Source organism: Carboxylicivirga taeanensis (assembly GCF_051851475.1).
Taxonomy (GTDB): Bacteria; Bacteroidota; Bacteroidia; order Bacteroidales; family Marinilabiliaceae; genus Carboxylicivirga; species Carboxylicivirga taeanensis.
Map to the genome: position 1 here is coordinate 686,258 of NZ_JBPUSJ010000001.1, position 22,579 is coordinate 708,836.

Sequence of the window (22,579 nt, forward strand, 5' to 3'; positions counted from 1 at the left end):
ATATGAGTTTCGACATCAGGGGAAATGGGGACACCGAGAAGGAATTGGAAAAAGCACTGAGACCACTTTCTTTCGATGATTTTAAAGGACAGGATAAGATAGTCGAAAACCTGGAAATTTTTGTGCAGGCGGCCAAAATGCGTCAGGATGCTCTTGATCACGTGTTGTTGCACGGACCGCCGGGGTTAGGTAAAACAACACTTTCTAATATTATAGCGCATCAATTAGGAGTTGGTTTTAAACTGACCAGCGGACCTGTTTTAGATAAGCCGGGCGACCTCGCTGGTATCCTTACCAGTTTAGAAGAAAACGATGTTTTGTTTATTGATGAAATCCACCGTTTGAGTCCTGTTGTTGAGGAGTACCTCTATAGCGCCATGGAGGATTTCAGAATTGATATTGTGATTGATAAAGGTCCTGGTGCACGAAGTATTCAGATTGACTTAAATCCCTTCACCCTGATTGGGGCCACCACGCGCAGTGGTCTTTTAACAGCTCCTTTGCGGGCCCGATTCGGTATCAATAGTCACCTCGAGTATTATAATGCGGAAACCATAGCACACATTATTGAGCGTTCGGCCGATATCCTTCAGGTACGAATTCATCAAAACGCAGCCGATGAAATTGCCCGTCGCAGCCGTGGTACGCCCCGAATTGCCAATGCCTTGTTAAGGCGGGTCCGCGATTTTGCACAAGTTAAAGGAAATGGAACCATTGATTTATCCATCAGCCAGTTGGCTTTAAATGCTCTCAATATTGATACCTTTGGATTGGATACCATGGATCATAAAATCCTACTGACGGTTATTGATAAATTCAATGGCGGACCAGTGGGGGTCAATACTATTGCTACAGCTGTTGGAGAAGATGCTGGCACCATTGAAGAAGTGTACGAGCCGTTCTTAATTATGGAAGGTTTTATCAAGCGTACCCCAAGGGGGCGCATGGCTACAGCACATGCCTATGAGCACTTAGGACGCGAATCGAATTTGAATCAAGGAACTTTATTCTCTTAATATTTTGGGTAAACTTAAACGGCTTGCAGGTGACACCATCATATATGGGGTCAGTACTATTCTCGGACGCCTGCTAAATTGGTTATTAATGCCTTTCTACATTCGAATTATGGATAAGGCTGAAGTGGGTGGTGTTTTTAACATTTACAGCTACATTGCTGTGATGCTGGTTATTTTGACGCTGGGTTTTGAAACCGGCTATTTCAGATTCGCTAAAAAGGAAAATCGGGATGTGTTGTTAAAGAGTTTAGGAAGCTTAGTGGTGTTTTGTTCGGCCGTTTTCTGCGTGCTGGTTTTTATCTTTAAAGAAAACATTGCCTACTATCTTGGCAACGAGTATCTCAAGGCAGACTATTTTTTAATTGGAGCACTCATTGTGGCCCTGGATGCTATCACGAGTATTCCCTTTGCTAACCTACGTATAAGTAATCGTACCGTAAAGTTTGCTTTGCTTAAGTTTCTTTCGGTGGTGCTAAATATCACTTTTGTTACGTTTTTCCTTGTTATTTGCCCGTATCTGATTGATAATGGATATACCTTCTTCGAATGGTTTTATAATCCAAATAATAAGCTCTATTACGTTTTTGTTGCTAATTTTCTGAGTTCATTACTCATCGCACTTTTTCTTGTGCCAAGTATCTTTATTAGCAAGGCATCTTTTAACTGGCAGCTTATTCAACCGGTTATCCGGTATTCGTTCCCGATTATGGTTGTTGGATTATTTGGGATGCTTATTCAAAATATCGACAAGATTTTGATGCCTCATTTATTAAGCAAGAATGCTATGGAAGCGCTCGCTATTTACGGCGCTAATTACAAGATTGGTATTCTGATGGCTATTTTTATTCAGTCCTACCGATTAGCGTTTGAGCCCTTTTTCTTTAAAGAAGGAAAAGAGGCAGCATCAAATGAACTGTATGCACAGGTTTTAAAGTACTTTGTTATTTTTGGAGCTATTATTTATGTCGGCGTACTTACGTTTATTGATGTGGTAAATGTGCTCCTGTTGCCCGAATATTATGAAGGTAATGTCATCATCCCTTTTATATTAATGGGGCAACTGTTTTTTGGTATTTACTATTCTCTTTCCTTGTGGTATAAACTTACTGATAGAACCAATTATGGAGCTGTTATAAGCGGGATAGGGGCCTTTCTAACCATTTTAGGTAATGTAATTCTGGTTCCGCGTTTCGGATACCTGGGAGCCGCTATTAGCTCCTTCTTGTGCTTTTTGTTGATGACGGTTATCTCGTATGGTTTAGGTCAAAAATACTACCCGGTTGATTATCCTGTAGGACGTATTTTTGTGCACATTATTCTGGCCGTTGTTGCCGTGTTCATTAGCCAAATGTATAGCTCCGAGCAGCTATTATTTCATTTCGCCTTTAAAGGCACTATATTTGTAAGCTATTTTGCCTTTCTTTATATAATTGAAAGAAAGGATATCATAAAGATTTTATCATGACAAAGGTTCAAATTATCAATAAAAGTAAACATCAACTACCAGATTATAGCACCGAACACTCGGCTGGTATGGACTTAAGAGCGAATATCGATGGTCCGATTGTTCTGCGTTCTCTTCAAAGGGTTTTAATTCCAACGGGTCTGTTTATTCAGCTTCCAGAAGGACATGAAGCCCAGATACGACCCAGGAGTGGTTTAGCTGCCAAGCATGGTGTTACTGTACTAAATACGCCTGGTACCATTGATGCCGACTACCGGGGCGAAATTAAGGTCATTCTTGTCAATCTTTCAAATGATGATTTTATCGTTAACGATGGTGAACGTATTTGTCAAATGGTAATTGCTAATTATACCAAAGTGAGTCTACACGAAGTAGACATTCTTGAAGAAACCGTGCGTGGAAGCGGTGGATTTGGGCATACGGGTACAAATTAGGTCTGTATAAGTAAATAGTTAATAGCACAGAATGGATTTAAAACTCATTAGTTTAACTCTTGCGATTGTTTTATTGAGCAGTTGTAATTCAATCAAGCCAACTTCCGATAAAGCAATAGTTAAAGAGCAAATAGAAAAGGTACAGTTAACAGATATTCAACAGCGTAAGTTTGACTATTTCTTTTACGAAGCTAGTCGCGAAAAAATGAAAGGCAACTACGAGAAGTCTGCCATGTACTTAAGTGAGTGTCTTAAAATTGATGCAACCAGCAGTGCGGCCATGTACGAGCTTGCTCATTTATTTGTGGCCGGTAATGAGCCAGTAAAGGCCCAGGGATTGTTGGAAAGAGCAATTGCCATTGAACCTGATAATATTTGGTACAAACTGATGTTGGCTGAATTGTACCAGAATAATAAGCTCGGTTTAGAAGCCATCAAGCTATATGAGCAAATTGTTATAGATTACCCTGATAACGACGAGTACCTCTATGGATTGGCGCAATTATATCAGCGCAATAATGAATTTAATAAGGCGCTTGATGCCTACGATCAGCTCGAAAAACGCATTGGATTAAATGAGGTCATTATTCTTGAAAAGGAAAAAATACTCCTAAACATTGGAAAGAATAAATCGGCTCTTGACGAGCTCAATAAATTAGTTGATAAGTATCCAAACGAGGCCCGTTACTACGGTTTCATAGCTGATTATTACCTCTACCTTAATGAAAATGAAGAGGCCAGAAGGTTCTACAATATGGTGCTTGAAAAAGATCCAGATAATGTAATGGCCTTCTTTAGTCTCGGAAATCTTGCCTTTCAGGCAAATGACACGGCTCAGTTTATATCCTATTATACTCGTGGCTTATCGTCCAAAACAGCCCCATTTGAGATGAAATTCCAGCGGATTCTGCCATTTTTAATGGATTCAAAAAATGTCAGCGCGTATCAAAATTTCCTCATTGATTTTTTGAATGTTATTATTACTGCCCACCCTTACGAAGCTCGTGCTTACGTGTATAAGGGCAACTATTTACGAACCATCAACAAAAATGACGAGGCCATTGCTGCCTACAAAACAGCGATTACCATTGAGCCCTCAAACGAAATGTTTTGGCAAGACTACTTGCTGCTCATGATTGATAATCCGGATTATCATAAAATATACCAGAACGCCAAACTAGCTCTGGCTCACTTTCCCGAAAATGCCTTTTTCTATTTGTTAGCTGGTAGTTCGGCAGGGCAGTTGAAGGATTATGACGAAGCTTTGAGTTTGCTAAGTTTAGGTATTAAACATGTGGGTGATAATAAGGCACTTGAGGCCCAACTTTATGCCAATAAGGGAGATATCTACCATTCTAATAATCAATCGGATAAAGCTTTTGCCGCCTATGAACAATCCTTAAAAATAGACGAACTTAATATTGTTGTGCTTAATAACTACAGTTATTATTTATCGCTCGAAAATAAGGATTTAGACAAGGCTGAAAGGATGAGTAGCAAATGTGTAGAATTGGAACCAGGTAATTCAACATACCTTGATACCTATGCCTGGGTACTGTTTAAACGTGAGCGCTATTTTGAGGCGAAGTACATCATTGAACGAGCGCTGGATAATGGAGGCAACGAAAGTGATGTAATTGTGGAGCATTATGGCGATATTCTCTACATGAACGGCGATGTGGAAGGAGCCTTAAAGCAATGGAACAAAGCTGTTGAAATGGGGAGTGAGAGCGAAACAATACAGAAGAAAATTCAACTTAAAAAGTACATCGAGTAGTGTTAAGATTTAACTATTTATTAATCATCCTGGTTTTTGGTTTAGTTGGTTGTAAAACCACCAGGGAATTTTATGATAGCAAGGAGCAACTCAAAAATATTCCTGATGCTAAATTAATTAGTTCGGTAGAGGAAAATTATTTCGAATACGAATCTGTTTTTTACAAAAGGTTTAAGGCCGAGGTTAATTTTAATTCTGATACGAAGTCTTTTAAAGGTAATTTATATGTGCTCAGGGATTCATCAATAGTGGTGTCCATTAACCCTTTGATGGGCATAGAGTTGATGCGTGTTCGACTTAGTAAGGGAAAGGTGGAGATTATCGATAGAACTAAAAAAACGTATTCACATGGTAATTATGAATTCTTATGGAAAAAGTTTCTTATTGAATTAGATTATCAAACACTTCAGAGTATTATCGCGAACCAGCTATTTGTGTACCCAATTGATGAGGCCGAAAAGAATTTGAAGCGATATAAGCATTATTGTACAGAAGATGTTTATCAGCTTCAGTCAGTTAAAGAAGGTAAATACGTGCGTAAGTACAAAAAGGAAAAGGCTGAAAATATGATTTTTCATCAGTTCTCGGTATTGCCTGAAATCTTTAAAATAAATGAAGTTTATATCCGTGATTTCTCAATGAATAGTGAAATAAGGGTGTCTTACGATAATTTTATTTCTCACAGTAATGTGTTGATACCTACGCTATTTACCATTGAAGGAGCTCGTGGAAACGATAAGTTTAGTATCAGTATTAATTTTGAGCACGTTGATGTTAATGGCAGTAATGCGATTGGCTTTAAAGTGTCAGAAAAATATAAGAAAATCGACTTGAATGATGTACGTTAGAGCCTCTTTACTAGCTATATTACTGGTTGTAAGTGTTGGTGTTTCTGGCCAATCTTTAGCTGAGCTTGAAAAGCAAAAGAATGCCCTAAATGAACGTATTAACAATGCGACTTCTCTGCTTTCCCAATATTCTAAAGAGAGGACGCTCAACTCTAAAAATGTTAGTGTTTTAAACAGGCAGATCTCTGATCGGGAACGCCTGATACAAGTCTACAACGAAGAAATTCGCTTGCTGGAATCCGATATTGCAGATCTAAACCATGAAATTACTGGTAATGAGCGTAAACTGTCTGATTTAAAAGCCCAATACAGTAAGTTAATAACTGAGGCCTTTAAGAACAAAAAGCGCTACAATGAGCTCTCCTTTTTCTTTGGTGCTGAATCGTTTAATGAAGCTTATCGTCGCTATGTAATGCTCAAGGAATACAATAAGTTTAGGCATCATCAAGGCGTTTTAATTCAGCAAAAAACGGAAGAACTTAATCAAGCTAACCGCCTACTTCAGGTAAAACTTCAAACCCAAAATAACGCTCTAAATAGCCTTAGGGCCCAACACAACAGGCTGGTCGATGATAAGCAAAAAATTAGCCGTAACATTCAATCTCTCCAACAAAAGGAAAGTACCTTGCGTAAGCGCTTGCGTCAGGAGAAAAAGGCCCTTAAGAAACTTGAAGATACCATTGTTCGTTTAATTGCTGAGATGCGCAATGAGAGTACTGAACCCTCTGATTTTCACTTATCTAAAGGACAACTTGCCTGGCCTGTTCGGAATGGAGTAGTCATTAGTCAATTTGGTGAACATCAACACCCTGTACTTAAGTATGTTAAGGTTAAAAATAATGGCGTTGATATTCAGAGTTCAAGTGATCGCGAGGCACGTGTCGTATTTAGCGGAACCGTGTCAAGGGTTGTTCCAATACCGGGATACAATAAGGCTGTACTTGTCCGTCATGGAAGATTTTTGACCGTTTATGCCAATATAGATAACGTTAGTGTAAAACCCGGGGAAAATGTAACTAAAAATTCTGTAATTGGTACTATATACAATGGTGGTGGAGAAAATTCGGGCGTGCTGCACTTTGAAATCTGGGAAGAAAGTGTCAAATTAAATCCCGAACTTTGGTTGGTTAAATAATTTCACCGATTTTAAAACTATTTGCAACGTTCTAACGTATAAGTAGTTTGGTTAGTAATTGATGTAAGAGAATTGGTTAATTAACGACAAATAGTCTTACGGTTTAAGGGTTTTTAAATGGAATTAACTGTGAATAAAATTGAATTCAACTCCGATACAAAGAATATAAATATCGTAGAAAAGTTAATTGACGATTTATCTTCGCAATACGATCTACATAACGATATTTATGGAAAGCTTTTACTTGCCGTTGTAGAAGGTGTTAATAATGCCATTGTACATGGTAATAAGCTGGATAAAGATAAGCTGGTTACTGTAACCTATTCGCTTGATAATGAACGTGTAGAGTTCGTAATTCAGGATGAGGGAAATGGGTTCGATTACACGCAGATTCCTGATCCAACTAAGCCCGAAAATCTCGAAAAAACCCATGGTCGAGGTGTGTTTCTCATGCATCATCTTGCTGACGAGATAGAGTTTGAAGAAGAAGGCAGTATCGTACGAATGATTTTTAATATAGTTTAATGATTAATTTTATTAGTCAAGATGTTCCATTTCCTTCGCAGCTAAATGCGAAAACTAGTCAGTGGGTCGAGCAAGTCATTAAAAACTCTGGTTATTTACCCGGAGAAATCACTTGCTTGTTCTGTTCCGATCAATACATTATCGATGTTAACCGTCAGTACCTGGATCATGATTATTATACAGATATTATAACGTTTGACTACTGTAAAAACAACATTATATCTGGCGATTTGGTAATTAGTTTGGATACTGTTACTTCCAATTCTCAACAATTTAATTCCTCTTTTGAACAGGAATTGCATCGTGTAATCATTCACGGTATACTTCATCTTATAGGATACAAGGATAGTACTGATACAGAAAAGGCTGAAATGCGTGCTCAAGAAGATCAGGCATTATCATTGTTATCAACTTTTCATTAATTTTGCTGTTTATCTTACAGTAAAAGACTAATTTTTTTCTTATGGATTTTAAATACGATATTATTGTCGTAGGGGGAGGTCATGCCGGTTGTGAGGCCGCAGCTGCGGCTGCCAACCTGGGCAGTAAAGTGTTGTTGATTACTATGGACATGGGACGATTCGCCCAAATGTCCTGTAATCCTGCCATTGGTGGAATTGCTAAAGGTCAGATTGTTAGGGAGATTGATGCTTTGGGTGGATACACTGGAATTATAACTGATAAATCTTCGATACAATTTCGAATGTTAAATCGGTCAAAAGGACCCGCTATGTGGAGTCCGCGAGCACAGTGTGATCGCATGGTTTTTTCTGCTGAGTGGAGAAAACAACTCGAAAATATTCCCAATGTTTTCTTCTGGCAAGATTCAGTTACACAATTTCTCTTTCAGGATAACATAATTAAAGGCGTTAGAACGGCAAATAATGTATGTTTTGAGGCAGAGGCCGTAATTTTAACCACTGGTACCTTCTTAAATGGTCTAATGCACATTGGTTCAGTAAGTTCCGAGGGTGGAAGGGTTTCTGAACCACCTTCAAAAGGTATATCAGAGCAACTTCTGGGCCGCGGTTTCGAGGTTGGAAGGATGAAAACGGGTACGCCGGTGCGTATTGATGAAAGAAGTATTAATTTTGATAAGCTAGAGGAGCAAAAAGGCGATGAAGGTAATTACCGCTTTAGCTATTTACCTTCTAATGATAACGGACTCACCAAACGTAGTTGCTATATCACTTATACTAATCCGGAAGTGCATAAAGTCCTCGAGTCAGGTCTCGATGAGTCGCCAATGTATAACGGAACCATTCAAAGTATCGGCCCACGCTACTGTCCGAGTATCGAAACTAAGATTGTAACTTTCGCGGAGAAAGATCGTCACCAACTGTTTCTCGAACCGGAGGGAGAGTCTACCATCGAATACTACTTAAATGGTTTTAGTTCGTCGCTACCTCTTAAAACTCAGATCGACGCCTTACAATTGGTACCGGGACTCGAAAATGTTAAAGTCTTTCGACCTGGGTATGCTATTGAATATGATTTCTTTGATCCGACTCAATTGAAGCATACGCTCGAAACAAAGTTGGTTGATAATTTATTTTTTGCTGGTCAAATTAATGGGACAACCGGTTATGAAGAGGCGGCCGCTCAAGGTTTAATGGCTGGCATTAATGCCCATCAAAAAATTAACAAATGTGATCATTTTGTGCTCTCAAGGGATGAAGCCTATATAGGGGTACTCATTGACGATCTCGTAACAAAAGGAGTGGATGAACCTTACCGGATGTTTACCTCTCGTGCAGAGTTTCGTATACTATTGCGCCAAGACGATGCAGATGTACGATTGACACCAAAAAGTTATAAGATTGGTTTAGCGCCTCAGTTGCGAATGGATCATCTAGAGGCGAAGATGCGTTTGCGCGATGAAGTCGTGGAGTTTCTAAAAAACTTTAGCGTAAAAGCCAATTCGGTAAATGATTGGCTTGTGACCAAGGGAACCACTCCGTTGAAACAAGGTGTAAAGCTAATTGACTTATTAATGCGTCCGCAACTTGGTATTAATGATCTTATCGAAGGAATTCCAGCCTTTGCTGATTATGTCAAATCTATTGATCCCGATAGGAGAGAGGAGGTGCTGGAGTCTGCTGAAATTATTTTAAAGTACTCGGGCTACATCAATCGTGAGCGCTTACTTGCCGATAAATTCAAGCGTCTGGAAAATTTACAGATTGAAGGAAAGTTTGATTATGCGACCATCAAATCCTTATCAACCGAAGCGCGTCAGAAGCTAACCAAATTTCAACCTGAAACCATTGGTCAGGCAAGTCGCATCTCTGGGGTATCTCCAAGCGATATAAATGTTCTACTTGTATTAATGGGTAGATAATGTTCCACGTGAAACTTTTAGATTAATGGTTATAAAGGGTAATGTTGTAGATGTTTTAAAACAGGAGATCTTTCCAGCCGAAGTTAATATTGAAGGCGGAAAAATTAAAGCAATAAGTAGAATTAACGAAAAGTGTAGCTCTTATATTTTGCCTGGTCTGGTCGATAGCCACGTACACATTGAGAGCAGTATGTTGATTCCTTCACGTTTTGCTCAAATAGTTGTTCCACGTGGAACTGTGGCAGTTGTTTCAGATCCTCATGAGATAGCTAATGTAATGGGGGTTGAAGGGGTGGAGTACATGATTGAGGATGCCAAAAAAGTGCCTTTAAAATGTTTTTTTGGCGTGCCATCCTGTGTGCCTGCTACCGAATTTGAGACTGCCGGAGCTAAAATTGAAGCTGAAAATGTGGAGTATTTGCTTCAAAAAGGGGCCCTCTTTTTGGCTGAAATGATGAATTTTCCAGGTGTCATTTATGGTGATAAGCAGGTTTGGGAGAAGCTTAATTTGGCCAAAAAGTATCAGGTGCCCATTGATGGGCATGCTCCGGGCTTACGTGGGGAAGAATTAGTGAAGTACGCTAACGGAGGTATTTCAACCGATCATGAGTGTTTTTCGATTGATGAAGCGCTCGAAAAAATTGCTCGTGGAATTAAAACACAGATTAGGGAAGGGAGTGCTGCCCGTAATTTTGACGCCTTACACCCTTTGATTGAGCAAGAACCGCATCATACAATGTTGTGTACCGACGACAGTCATCCTGATTTAATTCTAGAGCATGGACATATTGATCGTTTAATTCGACTGGGCTTACGTAAAGGTTATACGATTTTTCAAATGTATCAAACGGCTGTTATTAATCCTGTTAAGCACTATAATTTGCCAGTCGGTTTATTGCAGCCCGGTGATAGTGCGGACTGTATTTTAGTTGATAATCTTGAGGATTTTAATGTGCTCGAAACCTATATTGACGGAAAGAAAGTAGCCGAAAATGGAACAGCTTTATTCGATTTGCCGGTATCGAAAACGATAAATAATTTCAATTGTTCACCCATCGATATAGCGGATTTAGAGGTTTTTGCACCTGTTTCAAATCCGACCATCAGGGTAATTACAGTCGATGACGGAGAGTTGCTTACCGGTCAATTGGAATGGAAGCCTAATGTAGATAAAGGAGCGAAGATTGAGAGTGATCTGTCTGACGATATCCTTAAGGTTGTGGTAGTAAATCGCTATAAGAATGCTAAACCGGCTGTTGGATTTATCAAAAATTTTGGTCTTAAAGGAGGTGCACTGGCTAGTTCTGTGGCTCATGACAGCCATAATATTGTTGCGGTAGGGACCGATGATGCGGCCTTATTAACAGCTATTAATTTGGTGATTAACTCTAAAGGTGGGATTGTTGCAAGCGATGGTGATAGTCATTTGAGCTTGTCTTTGCCGGTGGCAGGCTTGATGTCAACGGAAAAAGGAGAGGTGGTAGCAGAGCAATATTCTGCCTTAAATGCCTTTGTGCAACGCCTAGGATGTGATATGAAGGCGCCGTTTATGACCTTAGCTTTTATGTCTTTGTTGGTTATTCCCGATTTGAAAATAGGGGATAAGGGGTTGTTTGACGTTACCAAATTCTCTTTTACCAGCCTATTTGTCGATGAATAATTCTACCGAAAAGCATGAAAATCGCCTGAAATTAGAAGTTCAGGCTTTACCATCTTCACCTGGTGTTTACCAGTATTTTAATGAAGATGGTATTATTATTTATATTGGAAAGGCTAAAGACCTTAAAAAGCGGGTATCTTCCTATTTTAGTAAGCAACACGACGATGGAAAAACACGTTTGTTGGTGCGTAAAATTCATAAAATACGTCACATTGTTGTCGATACAGAAGAGGATGCCTTGCTTTTAGAGAACAATTTAATCAAGAAATATCAGCCCAGATACAATATCCTTTTGAAGGATGATAAGTCCTTTCCATATATTGTGATTAAAAATGAAGCCTTTCCAAGGGTGTTCTCTACACGGAATTTTGTCCGTGATGGGAGTATTTATTTTGGTCCTTATACCTCAGTAGGGATGGTGCGAACCCTGATAGATTTGTTTCGACAGATATACCCAATACGCACCTGTAAGCTGAATTTAAGTAGTGAAAATATTAAGGAAGGGAAGTATAAAGAATGCCTGGAATACCATATTGGTAAGTGTAAAGCGCCTTGTGTAGGGTTGTATAACGAACAGATTTACAACTCAAATATAGCTGCTATTAAAGATATTCTTCAAGGAAATATTTCCTCTGTTTTAAAGTATATGCATGAGGTAATGATGCAGTATGCACAAGAGCTTGAGTTTGAAAAAGCCAATGAAATTAAGGGCAAAATTGAGCTGCTGAAAGGGTATCAAAGTAAGTCAACGGTGGTCAATCCCAAGATGTCAAATGTTGATGTATTTAGTATTTTAGACGATCCAAAGGTCGCTTATGTCAATTTTTTAAGGGTGGTAAATGGGGCAATTATTCAATCCCATACCATGGAATTTAAGAAAAAATTGAATGAAAGTAGCGCTGACATATTGCTTTTGGCTATCTCTGAAATGCAAAATAGGTTGCATCTGCTCGCGCGAGAAGTGTTGGTTCCCTTTTCTCTGGACATCGAATTTGAGCGGATAAAGCTCCTGGTTCCTAAAATAGGAGATAAGAAAAAGCTGATGGATTTGTCTGAGCGTAACGTAAAATATTACCGTTTGGATAAATTAAAGCAGCAATCTTTGCATAAAAAGGAGCCGCGAGAGGAGCGTATTCTCAAAGTTATGCAAACAGATTTGCGCCTCAAAGTGCTGCCGCGCCACATCGAATGTTTCGACAACTCCAATATTCAAGGCACAAATCCTGTGGCTGCCTGTGTTGTTTTTCGTAATGGAAAACCGTATAAAAAGGACTATCGCCATTTTAATATTAAAACCGTGGAGGGGCCAAATGATTTTGCATCCATGGAAGAAGTGGTTTATCGTCGGTATAAACGGCTGAAAGAGGAATGTGAATCATTGCCTCAGTTGGTCGTAATTGATGGCGGAAAGGGCCAGTTGGGAGCGGCAGTTCGCATATTAAGGGACCTTGGCTTAACCGAACAGATATCCGTAATTGGCATTGCCAAACGATTGGAGGAGATATTTTATCCGGGTGATCCTGTGCCTTTGTACTTGGATAAAAATTCGGAGACACTCAAAATCATTCAACACTTAAGAAACGAAGCGCATCGATTTGGAATCACCTTTCATAGACAGAAGCGTTCGATTAATTTCATTAAATCGGAGCTCAATGAAATTTCTGGTGTTGGAGATAAAACGGTTGAACAACTTTTTAAGACTTTTAAGTCATTTAACAAAATAAAGGCCGCTACGTTAGAAAATTTGGTAGCCTCCGTAGGCAAGGATAAGGGGAGGAGAGTGTATTTATACTTTAATCCAGATAAAGACATTTAAATCGCTGATAAATAACTATATATGGTATTTATATATTTACCAGGTATTTTGCGAGTTTAGCTAAAAAAGCCACGCGTTATCAACTTTCGGTCGGCTTCGCTTAAATGACCAACATCAGTTGTAAATAATTTATCTTCTATTAACTCTAATGTGTGCTGACAGCCTGTCGTTAATTTTGCCATCAGTTGCATGAGAGGGTTTAAGTTTTCATCGGATGAAAGGAGCTCACATTGGGTGACAATCCCTTTTTCCACCCTTATTCGTGATTTAATACGTGGTCCGCTTTTTAGCTTATAGTGCCTGTTTAATTCAAAGTTAGGACTGTATCCATAGTTCCATTCCCATGTACTGTATTTATCGCCGGAAATAGCCTCTATTTGACTTATTTCATCCGTACTGAGTTGAAGTTGCCCAGCAGGCGTATAGAAATTAAGCAAATAGTCAAAGATGTACTTCACAAATGCAGAATACTCCATGTCTTGTTCCAAAAATGAAGCAATGTTAGCTACTTCACTGCGTACTGATTTTACGGCTTTATCCTGAATGACCATAGGATTGTTTTTTAAAGCCTTGTTCAGTAGGCTCAGGTCAGACTTAAAGAGGAGTGTCCCGTGGTGCATGACTCTGTTTTTATAAACGTGTGATGCGTTACCCGATACCTTTTTGCCGTTAATCTGTATGTCGTGGCGCTTGCCAAATGCCGCGTTTATTCCAAGTGCTTTAAGGGCCAAAAGGATGGGTTCTGAATAGCGCTCAAAGTTAACGAGCTGACCTTTTTCCCCGCTTTTTATAAAGCAAAAGTTTAAGTTGTTGTAGTCATGGTATACGGTGCCACCACCCGATAGGCGGCGGTAGATAGGAATGTTGTTTTCATTAACAAATGAATAATTGATTTCCCTAAGCGTATTTTGGTGTTTGCCCACAATAATTGATGGCGCATTCGTATATAAAAAAAATACATCTTCCTGTGTATGGCGGAGGAGGTATTCTTCCGTGGCTAAATTAAAAGCTGGTTGATAAGTAGTGCTTTTTAATCCCTTCATAATTAGATTTATATGTTTATTGCAGGCAGTTCCTGGTAACGTTATTAGGCCCTGTATCAACTGCCTGAGTTACTATGAAACTCTTAAAGAGGCAATTTGTTTATGAATAGACTGATTGGTCGGTTCTTTATTTGATTGTTATTATAGTGTAAAAATATAATTGTATTTTCGGTTCATAAAAAAATCAATTCATGCGTTTAGTTATACAACGGGTAAGTGAAGCTTCTGTGTCTATTGAGGGCGAATGTAAATCTGCCATTAAAGGCGGTTTAATGATTCTGCTTGGCATAGAAGGTGAGGACACAACAGAAGATGTGCAGTGGTTGGTAAACAAGGTGTGTAAACTGCGTATTTTTGATGATGAGCAAGGGGTGATGAATAAGTCTGTATTAGATGTTAAAGGCGATTTTTTGGTCATCAGTCAGTTTACTCTGCATGCCAGCACCAAAAAGGGCAACCGTCCGTCGTATATTCAGGCTGCCGCACCCGATATTGCCATCCCTTTATACAATGCGTTTGTAAAGCATTTAGAAGCCATGAGCGGTCGAATGGTGGGAACAGGCGAATTTGGGGCTGATATGCAGGTTCAGTTGATTAACGACGGGCCGGTAACCATTATAATTGATTCCAAAAGAAGAGACTAATGGATATATCTAAAGCACAAGAACAGGTTGACCAGTGGATTAAAACCTATGGGGTACGCTATTTTAGCGAATTGACCAATATGGCCATACTTACTGAAGAAGTGGGGGAATTGGCCCGGGTAATTGCACGAAAATATGGCGATCAGTCCTTTAAAAAGTCGGATTTAAGCAAGGATTTGGCCGATGAAATGGCCGATGTGCTGTGGGTGCTGATTTGCTTAGCCAACCAGACCGGGGTTAACCTGGAAGAGGCCTTTGCTAAAAATTTGGAGAAAAAGACCCGACGGGATGCAAACCGTCATCTTAATAATGAAAAATTAAAATAGTTTATTAATGATAACCTCTGTTAATGGGGTGATTAACTAGTTATTATGGATGGATTAATGGATAAATACCCGTTTTCGCTTTCGGCCGAAAAGATTCAACAGAGTATTGCTGCGGCCCGGGAAGAAGCTCTGACGCTCCAGGCTGATAAAGAAATTTTGAAGCAGCTATTTAACTGTATAGATTTAACATCCTTAAATACAGAGGATTCTGCTGAGAGTATCAGGGACTTTGTTGAAAAGGTAAACGATTTACACCAGTATTTCGATTTTGTGCCCCAGGTAGCGGCTATGTGTGTTTATCCAGTATTTGCGCCTGTGCTTAAATCCGGGCTTAAAGACCCCAAAATAGGACGGGCAGTGGTGTCGGCAGGTTTTCCTTCATCCCAAACCTTTTTGGACGTAAAAAAGCTCGAAACACAGCGTGCCATTGATTTTGGCGCTAATGAAATTGACATTGTGATGTCGGTGGGCGAATTTCTGGAAGGAAATTATGAGTTCGTTGGTGAGGAAATTAACGCTGTTAAAAGCGTAATGGGCGAGGCTCACCTGAAAGTCATTCTGGAATCGGGCGCTCTCGAAAAAGCCGAGGATGTATGGATTGCCAGTGTTATCGCCATGGAATACGGAGCTGACTTTATTAAAACCTCCACCGGAAAACAGCAGCCGGCAGCTACCTTTGAGGCGGCGTGTGTTATGCTGCATGCGGTTAAGGAGTATTATCAGCAAACAGGAAAGCGAATAGGCTTTAAACCGGCTGGCGGCATCTCAAATGCCGACGATGCGTTGGTCTATTACTGCCTGGTAAAGCAAATCTGTGGACCAGAGTGGTTGAATAATCAACTGTTCAGGATTGGGGCCAGTCGCCTCGCCAATCATTTAATCAGCGACATTGCTGAGTTGGAAAGTGGTTTTAGAAAAGAAATAAAGTATTTTTAGAGTTTATAGCAGCTCACGTCCACACAATAAATCATGAGGCGTGAGCTGGTTTATTTTTTTCTTTTCAGTGTATAATCCACCATGGTTAAGAGGGCTGTTTTTGTTTCCGAATCGGCATAATGAGCCAGGTTATCCTTTGCCTTCTGGGCATACTCTTCCATTTTTTGGGTGGCGTATTCAATACCGTTATTCGCCTTTACAAAGGCAATAATCTCCTGCACCTTTTTTTCGTTCTTATGGTGGCGACGAATCAGTCTTAGAATATTCCTTTGGGTTATTCTGTCGACTTTATTGAGCGCATATATCAGTGGCAAGGTCAGCTTCTTTTCTTTAATGTCATTGCCAGTTGGTTTGCCAATCAGCCCGTTTTGCTCATAGTCAAACAAATCGTCACGAATCTGAAACGCTATACCAAGGTTTTCACCAAACTCGGCCATGTTTGTTAATTGCTCTTCGCTGGCATTAACCGATAGGGCACCCGCTTGCGTACATGCCGCTATCAGGGTGGCCGTCTTTTTTCTGATGATTTGGTAGTAAACGTCTTCGGTAATATCCAATTTACGCGATTTCTCAATCTGCAATAATTCACCTTCGGCCATTTCACTAACTGCATTAGATACGACCTTCAAAACGTCTATCTGTCCGGTATTTAACGATAGGCTAAGTCCTTTCGAAAGAAAGAAGTCTCCAACAAGTACAGCAACTTTTGATTTCCAGAGTGCGTTAATGCTGAAAAAGCCACGTCGCTGATAGGTTTCGTCCACAACATCATCGTGGATTAAAGTGGCGGTATGCAAAAGCTCAATTAATGCCGCTGCAATGTAGCTCGATTGGGAGGTCTCCCCATTCAGTTTAGCTGAAAGAAATACCAGCATGGGGCGCATTTGTTTTCCTTTACGCCGAAGCACATAATTAGTGATGATATCCAGCAGAGGAATTTTGGATTTTAATTGCTCCTTAAAAAAAGGTTCAAATTCCTTCATTTCCTCTTTGATGGGTGTTTTAATAACAGTAATATCCGACATAATGATAACTTTCTAGTAAAGGGTTCGCAAATTAGCGATAAGCGTTGAAATAATACAAAATTAAGGATTTTTAGTTCATCATATTGATATTATCTAAATATTTAAATATTTTTGCATATTCGTAATGGTAATATAACAAGATAGTTATATATTTGCATTTGTAAGTGTTTTAAAGAAAGTGACCAATATGAAGATTAAGGATTTAGATACGGAGATGCTCGACCGGGCAGCGGGTATGCTGAAAGCAATTGCGCATCCAATGCGCATCGCAATACTAAGCCATTTGGAAGATGGCAATAAACTAACGGTGACCGAAATCCATAAACTACTGGATATTGAGCAGTCGACGACCTCTCATCATTTGGGTATCTTAAAAGATAAAGGGGTTTTGGCCAGCGAAAGACAAGGTAAAAACACCTTCTATTACCTTAAACACAATAGTTTACGCAACATAGTGGATTGTGTGAGTAAATGCACCATTGTAAAGTAACGAATCAGCAAAAAAGGATATGAAGACTGATTGGTTTCAGTCTTTTTTTATGTAGTGAAGATGGCAAAGATAAGACTGACAAAGGAGTTTAGGTTTGAGATGGCGCATGCCTTGTGGAACTATGATGGCTTATGCAAAAATTTGCACGGGCATTCATACATCTTGAATGTAACAGTGATTGGTGAGCCAATAGAGGATGAGGATAATCCGAAATTAGGCATGGTGATGGATTTTGGCGATTTAAAGAGTATTGTCAATGACGAAATTGTGGACCGCTTGGATCATGCCGTGGTAGTGAGTAAAAAAGCCCCTTCGGAACAATTGCTGGCTTTGCCCCAAATGGGCGAGCGACACGAGGTGGTTGATTACCAGCCAACTTGCGAAAATATGCTGGTAGATTTTGCCGAACGCATTAAAAAACGTTTACCAGAAAATATTCAACTATTTAGTTTAAAGCTGAATGAAACAGCCACCAGCTATGCCGAGTGGTATGCAAGTGATAACTGTTAACCACTAGCTAACCGTTCTTAGCAGTTGGCATTGTAAAAGGATGCCATCTTTATTTTAACCATAAATAAGGATGCCATCCTTTTTATTTATTGCCAATAAGAAGCCACACAGGCTTTGAACAATCCTTATCAATGAGTGTCTTGTAAAACAGGCGGTAAATTAAGCCAGAAGCTATCAGTCAGTAGCCAATAGCTTTTTATATCTTAGCAAAAAAAACACGATAAAGCCATGGTTGAAGAAAAGAAGGATTTGTATTTGCTGGATGCTTATGCGTTAATATACAGGGCGTATTATGCTTTTATACGTAGCCCACGTATCAACTCAAAAGGAATGAATACCTCCGCCATATTTGGGTTTACTAACTCTTTATTGGAGATTTTAACCAAAGAAAATCCTTCACATATTGCCGTTGTATTTGACCCGTCGGGGCCAACATTTCGGCATGAAGAATTCCCCGAGTACAAAGCCAATAGAGAGGCTACACCCGAAGATATTAAACTATCAGTTCCTTACATCAAGCAGCTGATTGAGGCAATGAGCATTCCTGTTATTGTAAAGGATGGCTTTGAAGCCGATGATGTTATCGGAACCCTTTCTTATAAAGCTTCACAGGCTGGTTTTACCACCTATATGGTGACCCCGGATAAAGATTACGCCCAGCTGGTGAAAGACAATGTGGTGATGTATAAGCCCCGCAGTAAGGGCGGCGGCATCGATAAATGGGGTGTTGAAGAAGTGAAGGAGAAGTTTGAGATCGATGAGCCCCATCAGGTGATTGATATTCTGGCTTTGTGGGGCGATACGGCCGATAATATTCCCGGATGCCCCGGTGTAGGCGAGAAGCGGGCAAAAGATCTGATCAAAACCTATGGCAGTATTAAAGGGATTTACGAGCATATCGACCAGCTAAAAGGGAAGCAGAAAGAAAACATGATCAACTTTCGCGACCAGGTAGAGCTATCCTATCGTTTAGCGACCATTCGGTTAGATGTGCCTGTGGAGTTGGATGTTGAGACCTTGAAGAAAGATAAGCCCAATATGGAGGCGATCAATCAATTGTTTGACGAGCTGGAATTCAAGAATCTGGCAAGTCGCATCAATCAGTTATTTGGGACCTCACCTGTGCAGGGCGATCTTTTTGGAATGGCTGCACCTGCAGGTAATCTGGAAGTTGAGCTGGCTCCAAGTAATAGGCTGACCATTAATGATATTGTGCACCACTATTATTTGGTTGATAGTGAACAAAAATTGGCCTCACTAAAGGCTGAGCTAAGCACAAAACCGCAGTTTTGCTTCGACACAGAAACAACTTCAGTGCACGCTATGGAAGCCGAACTCGTGGGGATGTCATTTGCGTGGAAACCCAACGAAGCCTATTATGTGCCGGTCATGATTAATGGCAAGGTTAATAATGAATTAATTGCTTCATTTAAAGCTGTGTTTGAAGATGGCAATAGCGTAAAAATAGCGCAGAACCTGAAGTACGACATGCTGGTGCTCAAAAATTATGGCATCGATGTAAAAGGACCCTACTTTGATACCATGGTGGCGCACCATCTTCTGTATCCAGGCCTGAAAAACGGCATGGATTTCATGGCTGAAACTTACCTAAACTATTCACCTATTTCCTATGAATCGGTTGTTGGTCCTAAGGGTAAGCAGCAAAAAAACATGCGCGACATGGCCCCTGAAAAGGTCTTGGATTATGCGGCAGAGGATGCGGATATTACCTTACAGCTCGCCAATAAATTTCAGGATGAACTCAAAGGAAGTGCTGTGGAGAAGCTGTTTCACGAGATCGAGATGCCATTGATTGAGGTGCTTGCCGATATGGAGTTCGAAGGAGTGAAACTGGATGCAGAGGCCCTGAAGGAGTTCGCTGAAAAATTACGCGAGCAAATCATTGCTTTGGAGAAAAAGATTGAAGAGTTGGCTGGTTTGTCATTCAATATTGCGAGTCCAAAACAGGTGGGTGAAGTGCTGTTTGAGCACCTGAAAATTGATGCAAAGGCTAAAAAGACAAAGAGCGGACAGTACAGCACCAATGAAGAAACGCTGCAAAAGCTAAAGGATAAGCATGAAATTATTCCGGCTATTCTGGATTACCGTGGTTTGGTCAAGCTGTTGAATACCTATGTGGAGGCTTTGCCAAAACTGATTAATTCGAAAACAGGCCATATACATACCAGTTACAGTCAGGCCACTGTTGTAACCGGACGTTTAAGTTCCAATAACCCTAATCTTCAGAATATTCCAATTCGCGATGAAAACGGGAAGGAGATACGTAAGGCGTTTACTGCATCCGACGAGGAGCATGTGTTTCTGTCGGCCGACTATTCGCAAGTAGAGCTGCGCTTGATGGCCCATTTTAGTGGCGACCAGCACTTGATTGATGCCTTCAATCGCGGGGAAGATATTCACGCGGCCACGGCAGCGAAAACCTTTAAAGTGCCTTTGGAAGAAGTAACGGCAGATATGCGCCGCAAGGCCAAGACGGCCAACTTCGGAATCATTTACGGCATTTCGGCATTTGGACTGGCCGAGCGCTTAACCATTTCGCGCAAAGAGGCCAAAGAAATTATTGATGGCTACTTCGAGAGTTTTCCGGGTGTAAAAGCCTTTATGGATGAGAGTATAGCTAAAGCACGCGAAAACAACTATGTAGAAACGCTTTTTGGGCGTAAGCGTCACCTCAGCGACATCAACTCCCGAAATGGGGTTGTACGAGGCATGGCTGAACGTAATGCGATAAATGCGCCAATTCAGGGCACTGCGGCCGATGTTATTAAGCAAGCCATGGTGAATATCCACCAGCGCTTTAAAAACGAAAATATAGACTCTAAAATGATTTTGCAGGTACACGATGAATTGAACTTCGATGTGCTGCAATCGGAGCTTGAGCAAGTCAAGGCGATTGTCAAAGAGGAAATGGAACACGCCATTAAACTATCCGTTCCGTTTGATGTGGATATGGGAACGGGCACTAACTGGTTAGAGGCGCATTAAGTATTTACAGAATGCCTGAAGTAATGTACCTTAACTGGTTATTGGATATCAGGCGTTTGCCAAACGAATTGAGATAGTTATAAATACAAGCTTGCTATATGAAACCGAAAGAAAAGATTAGCTATAAAGGAAAAGAATTTTTCTGCTCGCTGGCTTTTGCATTGCATTTGATAGGTGATAAATATAAAAGTCTGATTATTTATCACTTAAAGGATGGGCCGATGCGTTCGGGGGAACTTCAAAAGAGCATTACCGATATTTCAAACCGTATGTTTACCTACTCAATTAGGGCCTTGGAAAACGATGAATTAGTAGCAAGAAAGGTGTATCCGGTGGTACCACCAAAAGTTGAATACACCCTTACAGATACAGGTAAATCACTTGTCCCCATCATTCTTGAACTGAACCGATGGGGACAAAGTTTTGCCGATAATCATCATTTATATGCTCCGGCAGAATAGTGTAATTCGTAGGAATGCGAGTAAATTTCAAAGACGGTACCAAAGGGGTCTTCTACATAACACATTCGGAATGGTTTCTCGCCCGGGTAATACTCTCTGATTGGCATGCGTTGCTTGCCACCCGCGTCCACAATCTTCTTAACAAGTCCTTCTACATCAGGATCCTGCACAGAGAAGTGGAATAGGCCCGTTTTAAAGGGTTCAAAAGTCGGAGGCAGGTCTTTACTTGGCTTGAATTCAAAGAGCTCAAAGCCAATCTTATCGCCCGATGAGAGATGAGCTATTTTAAAACTTCCCCAACCTTCGCCAAACACATCAATGCACATCTGACCAATTGCCGTTTCCTTCTCTTCAACCACAAGGGTGGGTTCCATAAGTACATAAAAACCCATTACTTCGGTGTAAAATTGAACGGCCGCTTCAATATCGGGCACCGTAATACCGATGTGCGAAAATGTTTTGGGGTAAGGTTTTACCAACTGTTCGTCTGTTTTCATAGTTGTTGTTTTTTGTGAATAGCCCTGTATGGCAATTATCCCTAGTAAAGCAACAAGGGCTAAGAAATTTTTGTTCATTGTTTTCTATGTTTTAAGGAGGCAAAGTAATTGGTAAAAATATTGAAAAACAAGATGTTACATTGTTTGCAGTTAGTGACATGGGTGTGTATTTTAAAGGGCGACAAGGGCTTATCATCTCAAAAAAACAATTTATAATTGCTTGTTAGGCATGGTCTCCGTTAAAATGCCTTTGTGTGAATGAAGAAGTATAGCTCAAAATCAAATTAATAAGGTGTGGTGCATGAACGGCAGCAGAAGAGGAGAGTCGTTAATAAGTGCCAGGATAAGTGCATTTGTCTGCTATTTTCCCTTTGTCTGTATGTGAAAAACGGCACGCTTAATGGTGATTTGGGGGGCAGCTATTAAGGCAGCTTGCTTGAAGAATAATTTGGGCTGCTTGGAGGGGTATTAAGAGCACTTATGCAGGCTGTTTCAGTTCTTAACTAAATAACTGATTTACGATTATTCAGCCGTATTTCAGGTAAAATGAGCTGGATATTTAGGAGAATGCTGGCATAACAATGGAATGCGGCAGGTGTGTTTTTGATCCTGCCAGTTCCTTCA

The 22,579-nt window shown here is 40.2% G+C and carries 21 protein-coding genes; 18 read left to right on the forward strand and 3 right to left on the reverse strand.

Features of this window, described 5'->3' with window-relative positions; genetic code table 11:
* Positions 1-2: 2 nt before the first annotated feature.
* The 11 genes from ruvB (at position 3) to uvrC (ending at position 13,017) form a co-directional block, all read left to right on the forward strand.
* On the forward strand, positions 3-1,016 hold the full coding sequence (ruvB, locus tag ACSX1H_RS02960) for a Holliday junction branch migration DNA helicase RuvB (RefSeq protein ID WP_439182113.1): 1,014 nt from the start codon (positions 3-5) through the stop codon (positions 1,014-1,016).
* 4 nt (positions 1,017-1,020) lie between these two features.
* Positions 1,021-2,481 (forward strand): lipopolysaccharide biosynthesis protein, encoded by a 1,461-nt coding sequence (locus tag ACSX1H_RS02965; RefSeq protein ID WP_439182114.1) that lies wholly within the window; start codon positions 1,021-1,023, stop codon positions 2,479-2,481.
* Positions 2,478-2,915: a dUTP diphosphatase gene (dut, locus tag ACSX1H_RS02970; RefSeq protein WP_439182115.1), complete on the forward strand. Its 438-nt coding sequence runs from the start codon at positions 2,478-2,480 to the stop codon at positions 2,913-2,915. The genes ACSX1H_RS02965 and dut overlap by 4 nt, the downstream gene beginning before the upstream one ends.
* A gap of 31 nt (positions 2,916-2,946) precedes the next feature.
* The gene (locus ACSX1H_RS02975; protein ID WP_439182117.1) at positions 2,947-4,692 is read left to right on the forward strand and encodes a tetratricopeptide repeat protein; all 1,746 of its coding nucleotides are present in this window, start codon (positions 2,947-2,949) and stop codon (positions 4,690-4,692) included.
* Positions 4,692-5,540: a lipoprotein insertase outer membrane protein LolB1 gene (gene lolB1 / locus ACSX1H_RS02980; RefSeq protein WP_439182118.1), complete on the forward strand. Its 849-nt coding sequence runs from the start codon at positions 4,692-4,694 to the stop codon at positions 5,538-5,540. The genes ACSX1H_RS02975 and lolB1 overlap by 1 nt, the downstream gene beginning before the upstream one ends.
* A complete protein-coding gene (locus tag ACSX1H_RS02985; RefSeq protein ID WP_439182119.1) occupies positions 5,527-6,675 on the forward strand; it encodes a murein hydrolase activator EnvC family protein in 1,149 nt (382 codons plus the stop codon). The genes lolB1 and ACSX1H_RS02985 overlap by 14 nt, the downstream gene beginning before the upstream one ends.
* A 117-nt stretch (positions 6,676-6,792) precedes the next feature.
* A complete protein-coding gene (locus tag ACSX1H_RS02990; RefSeq protein ID WP_439182121.1) occupies positions 6,793-7,200 on the forward strand; it encodes an ATP-binding protein in 408 nt (135 codons plus the stop codon).
* Positions 7,200-7,622 (forward strand): rRNA maturation RNase YbeY, encoded by a 423-nt coding sequence (ybeY, locus tag ACSX1H_RS02995; RefSeq protein ID WP_439182122.1) that lies wholly within the window; start codon positions 7,200-7,202, stop codon positions 7,620-7,622. Before ACSX1H_RS02990 ends, ybeY begins: the two co-directional genes overlap by 1 nt.
* 41 nt (positions 7,623-7,663) lie before the next feature.
* Positions 7,664-9,541, forward strand: a complete 1,878-nt coding sequence (gene mnmG, locus ACSX1H_RS03000) for a tRNA uridine-5-carboxymethylaminomethyl(34) synthesis enzyme MnmG (RefSeq protein WP_439182124.1) — start codon at positions 7,664-7,666, stop codon at positions 9,539-9,541.
* A 25-nt stretch (positions 9,542-9,566) separates the two neighbouring features.
* Entirely contained in the window at positions 9,567-11,201 is a 1,635-nt protein-coding gene (gene ade, locus ACSX1H_RS03005; protein WP_439182126.1) for an adenine deaminase, read from the forward strand.
* Positions 11,194-13,017 (forward strand): excinuclease ABC subunit UvrC, encoded by a 1,824-nt coding sequence (uvrC, locus tag ACSX1H_RS03010; RefSeq protein ID WP_439182127.1) that lies wholly within the window; start codon positions 11,194-11,196, stop codon positions 13,015-13,017. Before ade ends, uvrC begins: the two co-directional genes overlap by 8 nt.
* 56 nt (positions 13,018-13,073) lie before the next feature.
* Here uvrC and lplA read toward each other — a convergent pair whose 3' ends face one another.
* Positions 13,074-14,060 carry a lipoate--protein ligase gene (lplA, locus tag ACSX1H_RS03015; RefSeq protein WP_439182128.1) on the reverse strand — a complete coding sequence of 329 codons (987 nt, stop codon included), beginning with the start codon at positions 14,058-14,060 and terminating at the stop codon, positions 13,074-13,076.
* 191 nt (positions 14,061-14,251) lie between these two features.
* Between lplA and dtd the strand changes: the two genes are divergently transcribed.
* Genes dtd through deoC form a run of 3 tightly spaced genes read left to right on the forward strand, consistent with a single transcriptional unit; the run spans position 14,252 to position 15,966 of the window.
* Positions 14,252-14,704: a D-aminoacyl-tRNA deacylase gene (gene dtd / locus ACSX1H_RS03020; RefSeq protein ID WP_439182129.1), complete on the forward strand. Its 453-nt coding sequence runs from the start codon at positions 14,252-14,254 to the stop codon at positions 14,702-14,704.
* Entirely contained in the window at positions 14,704-15,030 is a 327-nt protein-coding gene (locus ACSX1H_RS03025; protein ID WP_439182130.1) for a nucleotide pyrophosphohydrolase, read from the forward strand. Before dtd ends, ACSX1H_RS03025 begins: the two co-directional genes overlap by 1 nt.
* Positions 15,031-15,075: 45 nt before the next feature.
* Positions 15,076-15,966 carry a deoxyribose-phosphate aldolase gene (gene deoC / locus ACSX1H_RS03030; RefSeq protein WP_439182131.1) on the forward strand — a complete coding sequence of 297 codons (891 nt, stop codon included), beginning with the start codon at positions 15,076-15,078 and terminating at the stop codon, positions 15,964-15,966.
* A gap of 50 nt (positions 15,967-16,016) precedes the next feature.
* On the opposite strand, the gene ACSX1H_RS03035 is transcribed toward deoC, so the two are convergent.
* Positions 16,017-16,991: a polyprenyl synthetase family protein gene (locus ACSX1H_RS03035; protein ID WP_439182133.1), complete on the reverse strand. Its 975-nt coding sequence runs from the start codon at positions 16,989-16,991 to the stop codon at positions 16,017-16,019.
* A gap of 187 nt (positions 16,992-17,178) precedes the next feature.
* On the opposite strand from ACSX1H_RS03035, the gene ACSX1H_RS03040 reads away from it, so the two are divergent.
* The 4 genes from ACSX1H_RS03040 (at position 17,179) to ACSX1H_RS03055 (ending at position 21,458) form a co-directional block, all read left to right on the forward strand.
* Positions 17,179-17,481, forward strand: coding sequence for an ArsR/SmtB family transcription factor (locus ACSX1H_RS03040; protein WP_439182134.1), 303 nt, complete (start codon positions 17,179-17,181; stop codon positions 17,479-17,481).
* 60 nt (positions 17,482-17,541) lie between these two features.
* Complete coding sequence (locus ACSX1H_RS03045) at positions 17,542-17,991, forward strand: 6-pyruvoyl trahydropterin synthase family protein (RefSeq protein WP_439182135.1); 450 nt, start codon at positions 17,542-17,544, stop codon at positions 17,989-17,991.
* Between the two features lie 228 nt (positions 17,992-18,219).
* Entirely contained in the window at positions 18,220-20,997 is a 2,778-nt protein-coding gene (gene polA, locus ACSX1H_RS03050) for a DNA polymerase I (RefSeq protein ID WP_439182136.1), read from the forward strand.
* A gap of 98 nt (positions 20,998-21,095) precedes the next feature.
* A complete protein-coding gene (locus tag ACSX1H_RS03055; RefSeq protein WP_439182137.1) occupies positions 21,096-21,458 on the forward strand; it encodes a winged helix-turn-helix transcriptional regulator in 363 nt (120 codons plus the stop codon).
* On the opposite strand, the gene ACSX1H_RS03060 is transcribed toward ACSX1H_RS03055, so the two are convergent.
* The gene (locus tag ACSX1H_RS03060; RefSeq protein WP_439182139.1) at positions 21,434-22,033 is read right to left on the reverse strand and encodes a lactoylglutathione lyase family protein; all 600 of its coding nucleotides are present in this window, start codon (positions 22,031-22,033) and stop codon (positions 21,434-21,436) included. The genes ACSX1H_RS03055 and ACSX1H_RS03060 overlap by 25 nt on opposite strands.
* Between the last annotated feature and the right edge of the window lie 546 nt (positions 22,034-22,579).

What these genes read in the sequence shown, in the direction of transcription:
- dtd (WP_439182129.1), top strand. Translation starts at nt 14,252, where the DNA reads ATGCGTTTAGTTATACAACGGGTAAGTGAAGCTTCTGTGTCTATTGAG.
- mnmG (WP_439182124.1), top strand. Translation starts at nt 7,664, where the DNA reads ATGGATTTTAAATACGATATTATTGTCGTAGGGGGAGGTCATGCCGGT.
- ybeY (WP_439182122.1), top strand. Translation starts at nt 7,200, where the DNA reads ATGATTAATTTTATTAGTCAAGATGTTCCATTTCCTTCGCAGCTAAAT.
- uvrC (WP_439182127.1), top strand. Translation starts at nt 11,194, where the DNA reads ATGAATAATTCTACCGAAAAGCATGAAAATCGCCTGAAATTAGAAGTT.
- ACSX1H_RS03035 (WP_439182133.1), bottom strand. Translation starts at nt 16,991, where the DNA reads ATGTCGGATATTACTGTTATTAAAACACCCATCAAAGAGGAAATGAAG.
- lplA (WP_439182128.1), bottom strand. Translation starts at nt 14,060, where the DNA reads ATGAAGGGATTAAAAAGCACTACTTATCAACCAGCTTTTAATTTAGCC.
- ACSX1H_RS03055 (WP_439182137.1), top strand. Translation starts at nt 21,096, where the DNA reads ATGAAACCGAAAGAAAAGATTAGCTATAAAGGAAAAGAATTTTTCTGC.
- ACSX1H_RS02990 (WP_439182121.1), top strand. Translation starts at nt 6,793, where the DNA reads ATGGAATTAACTGTGAATAAAATTGAATTCAACTCCGATACAAAGAAT.
- ACSX1H_RS02985 (WP_439182119.1), top strand. Translation starts at nt 5,527, where the DNA reads ATGATGTACGTTAGAGCCTCTTTACTAGCTATATTACTGGTTGTAAGT.
- ACSX1H_RS03040 (WP_439182134.1), top strand. Translation starts at nt 17,179, where the DNA reads ATGAAGATTAAGGATTTAGATACGGAGATGCTCGACCGGGCAGCGGGT.
- dut (WP_439182115.1), top strand. Translation starts at nt 2,478, where the DNA reads ATGACAAAGGTTCAAATTATCAATAAAAGTAAACATCAACTACCAGAT.
- ACSX1H_RS03025 (WP_439182130.1), top strand. Translation starts at nt 14,704, where the DNA reads ATGGATATATCTAAAGCACAAGAACAGGTTGACCAGTGGATTAAAACC.
- ruvB (WP_439182113.1), top strand. Translation starts at nt 3, where the DNA reads ATGAGTTTCGACATCAGGGGAAATGGGGACACCGAGAAGGAATTGGAA.
- ACSX1H_RS03060 (WP_439182139.1), bottom strand. Translation starts at nt 22,033, where the DNA reads ATGAACAAAAATTTCTTAGCCCTTGTTGCTTTACTAGGGATAATTGCC.
- ACSX1H_RS03045 (WP_439182135.1), top strand. Translation starts at nt 17,542, where the DNA reads ATGGCAAAGATAAGACTGACAAAGGAGTTTAGGTTTGAGATGGCGCAT.
- ACSX1H_RS02975 (WP_439182117.1), top strand. Translation starts at nt 2,947, where the DNA reads ATGGATTTAAAACTCATTAGTTTAACTCTTGCGATTGTTTTATTGAGC.
- ade (WP_439182126.1), top strand. Translation starts at nt 9,567, where the DNA reads ATGGTTATAAAGGGTAATGTTGTAGATGTTTTAAAACAGGAGATCTTT.
- deoC (WP_439182131.1), top strand. Translation starts at nt 15,076, where the DNA reads ATGGATGGATTAATGGATAAATACCCGTTTTCGCTTTCGGCCGAAAAG.
- polA (WP_439182136.1), top strand. Translation starts at nt 18,220, where the DNA reads ATGGTTGAAGAAAAGAAGGATTTGTATTTGCTGGATGCTTATGCGTTA.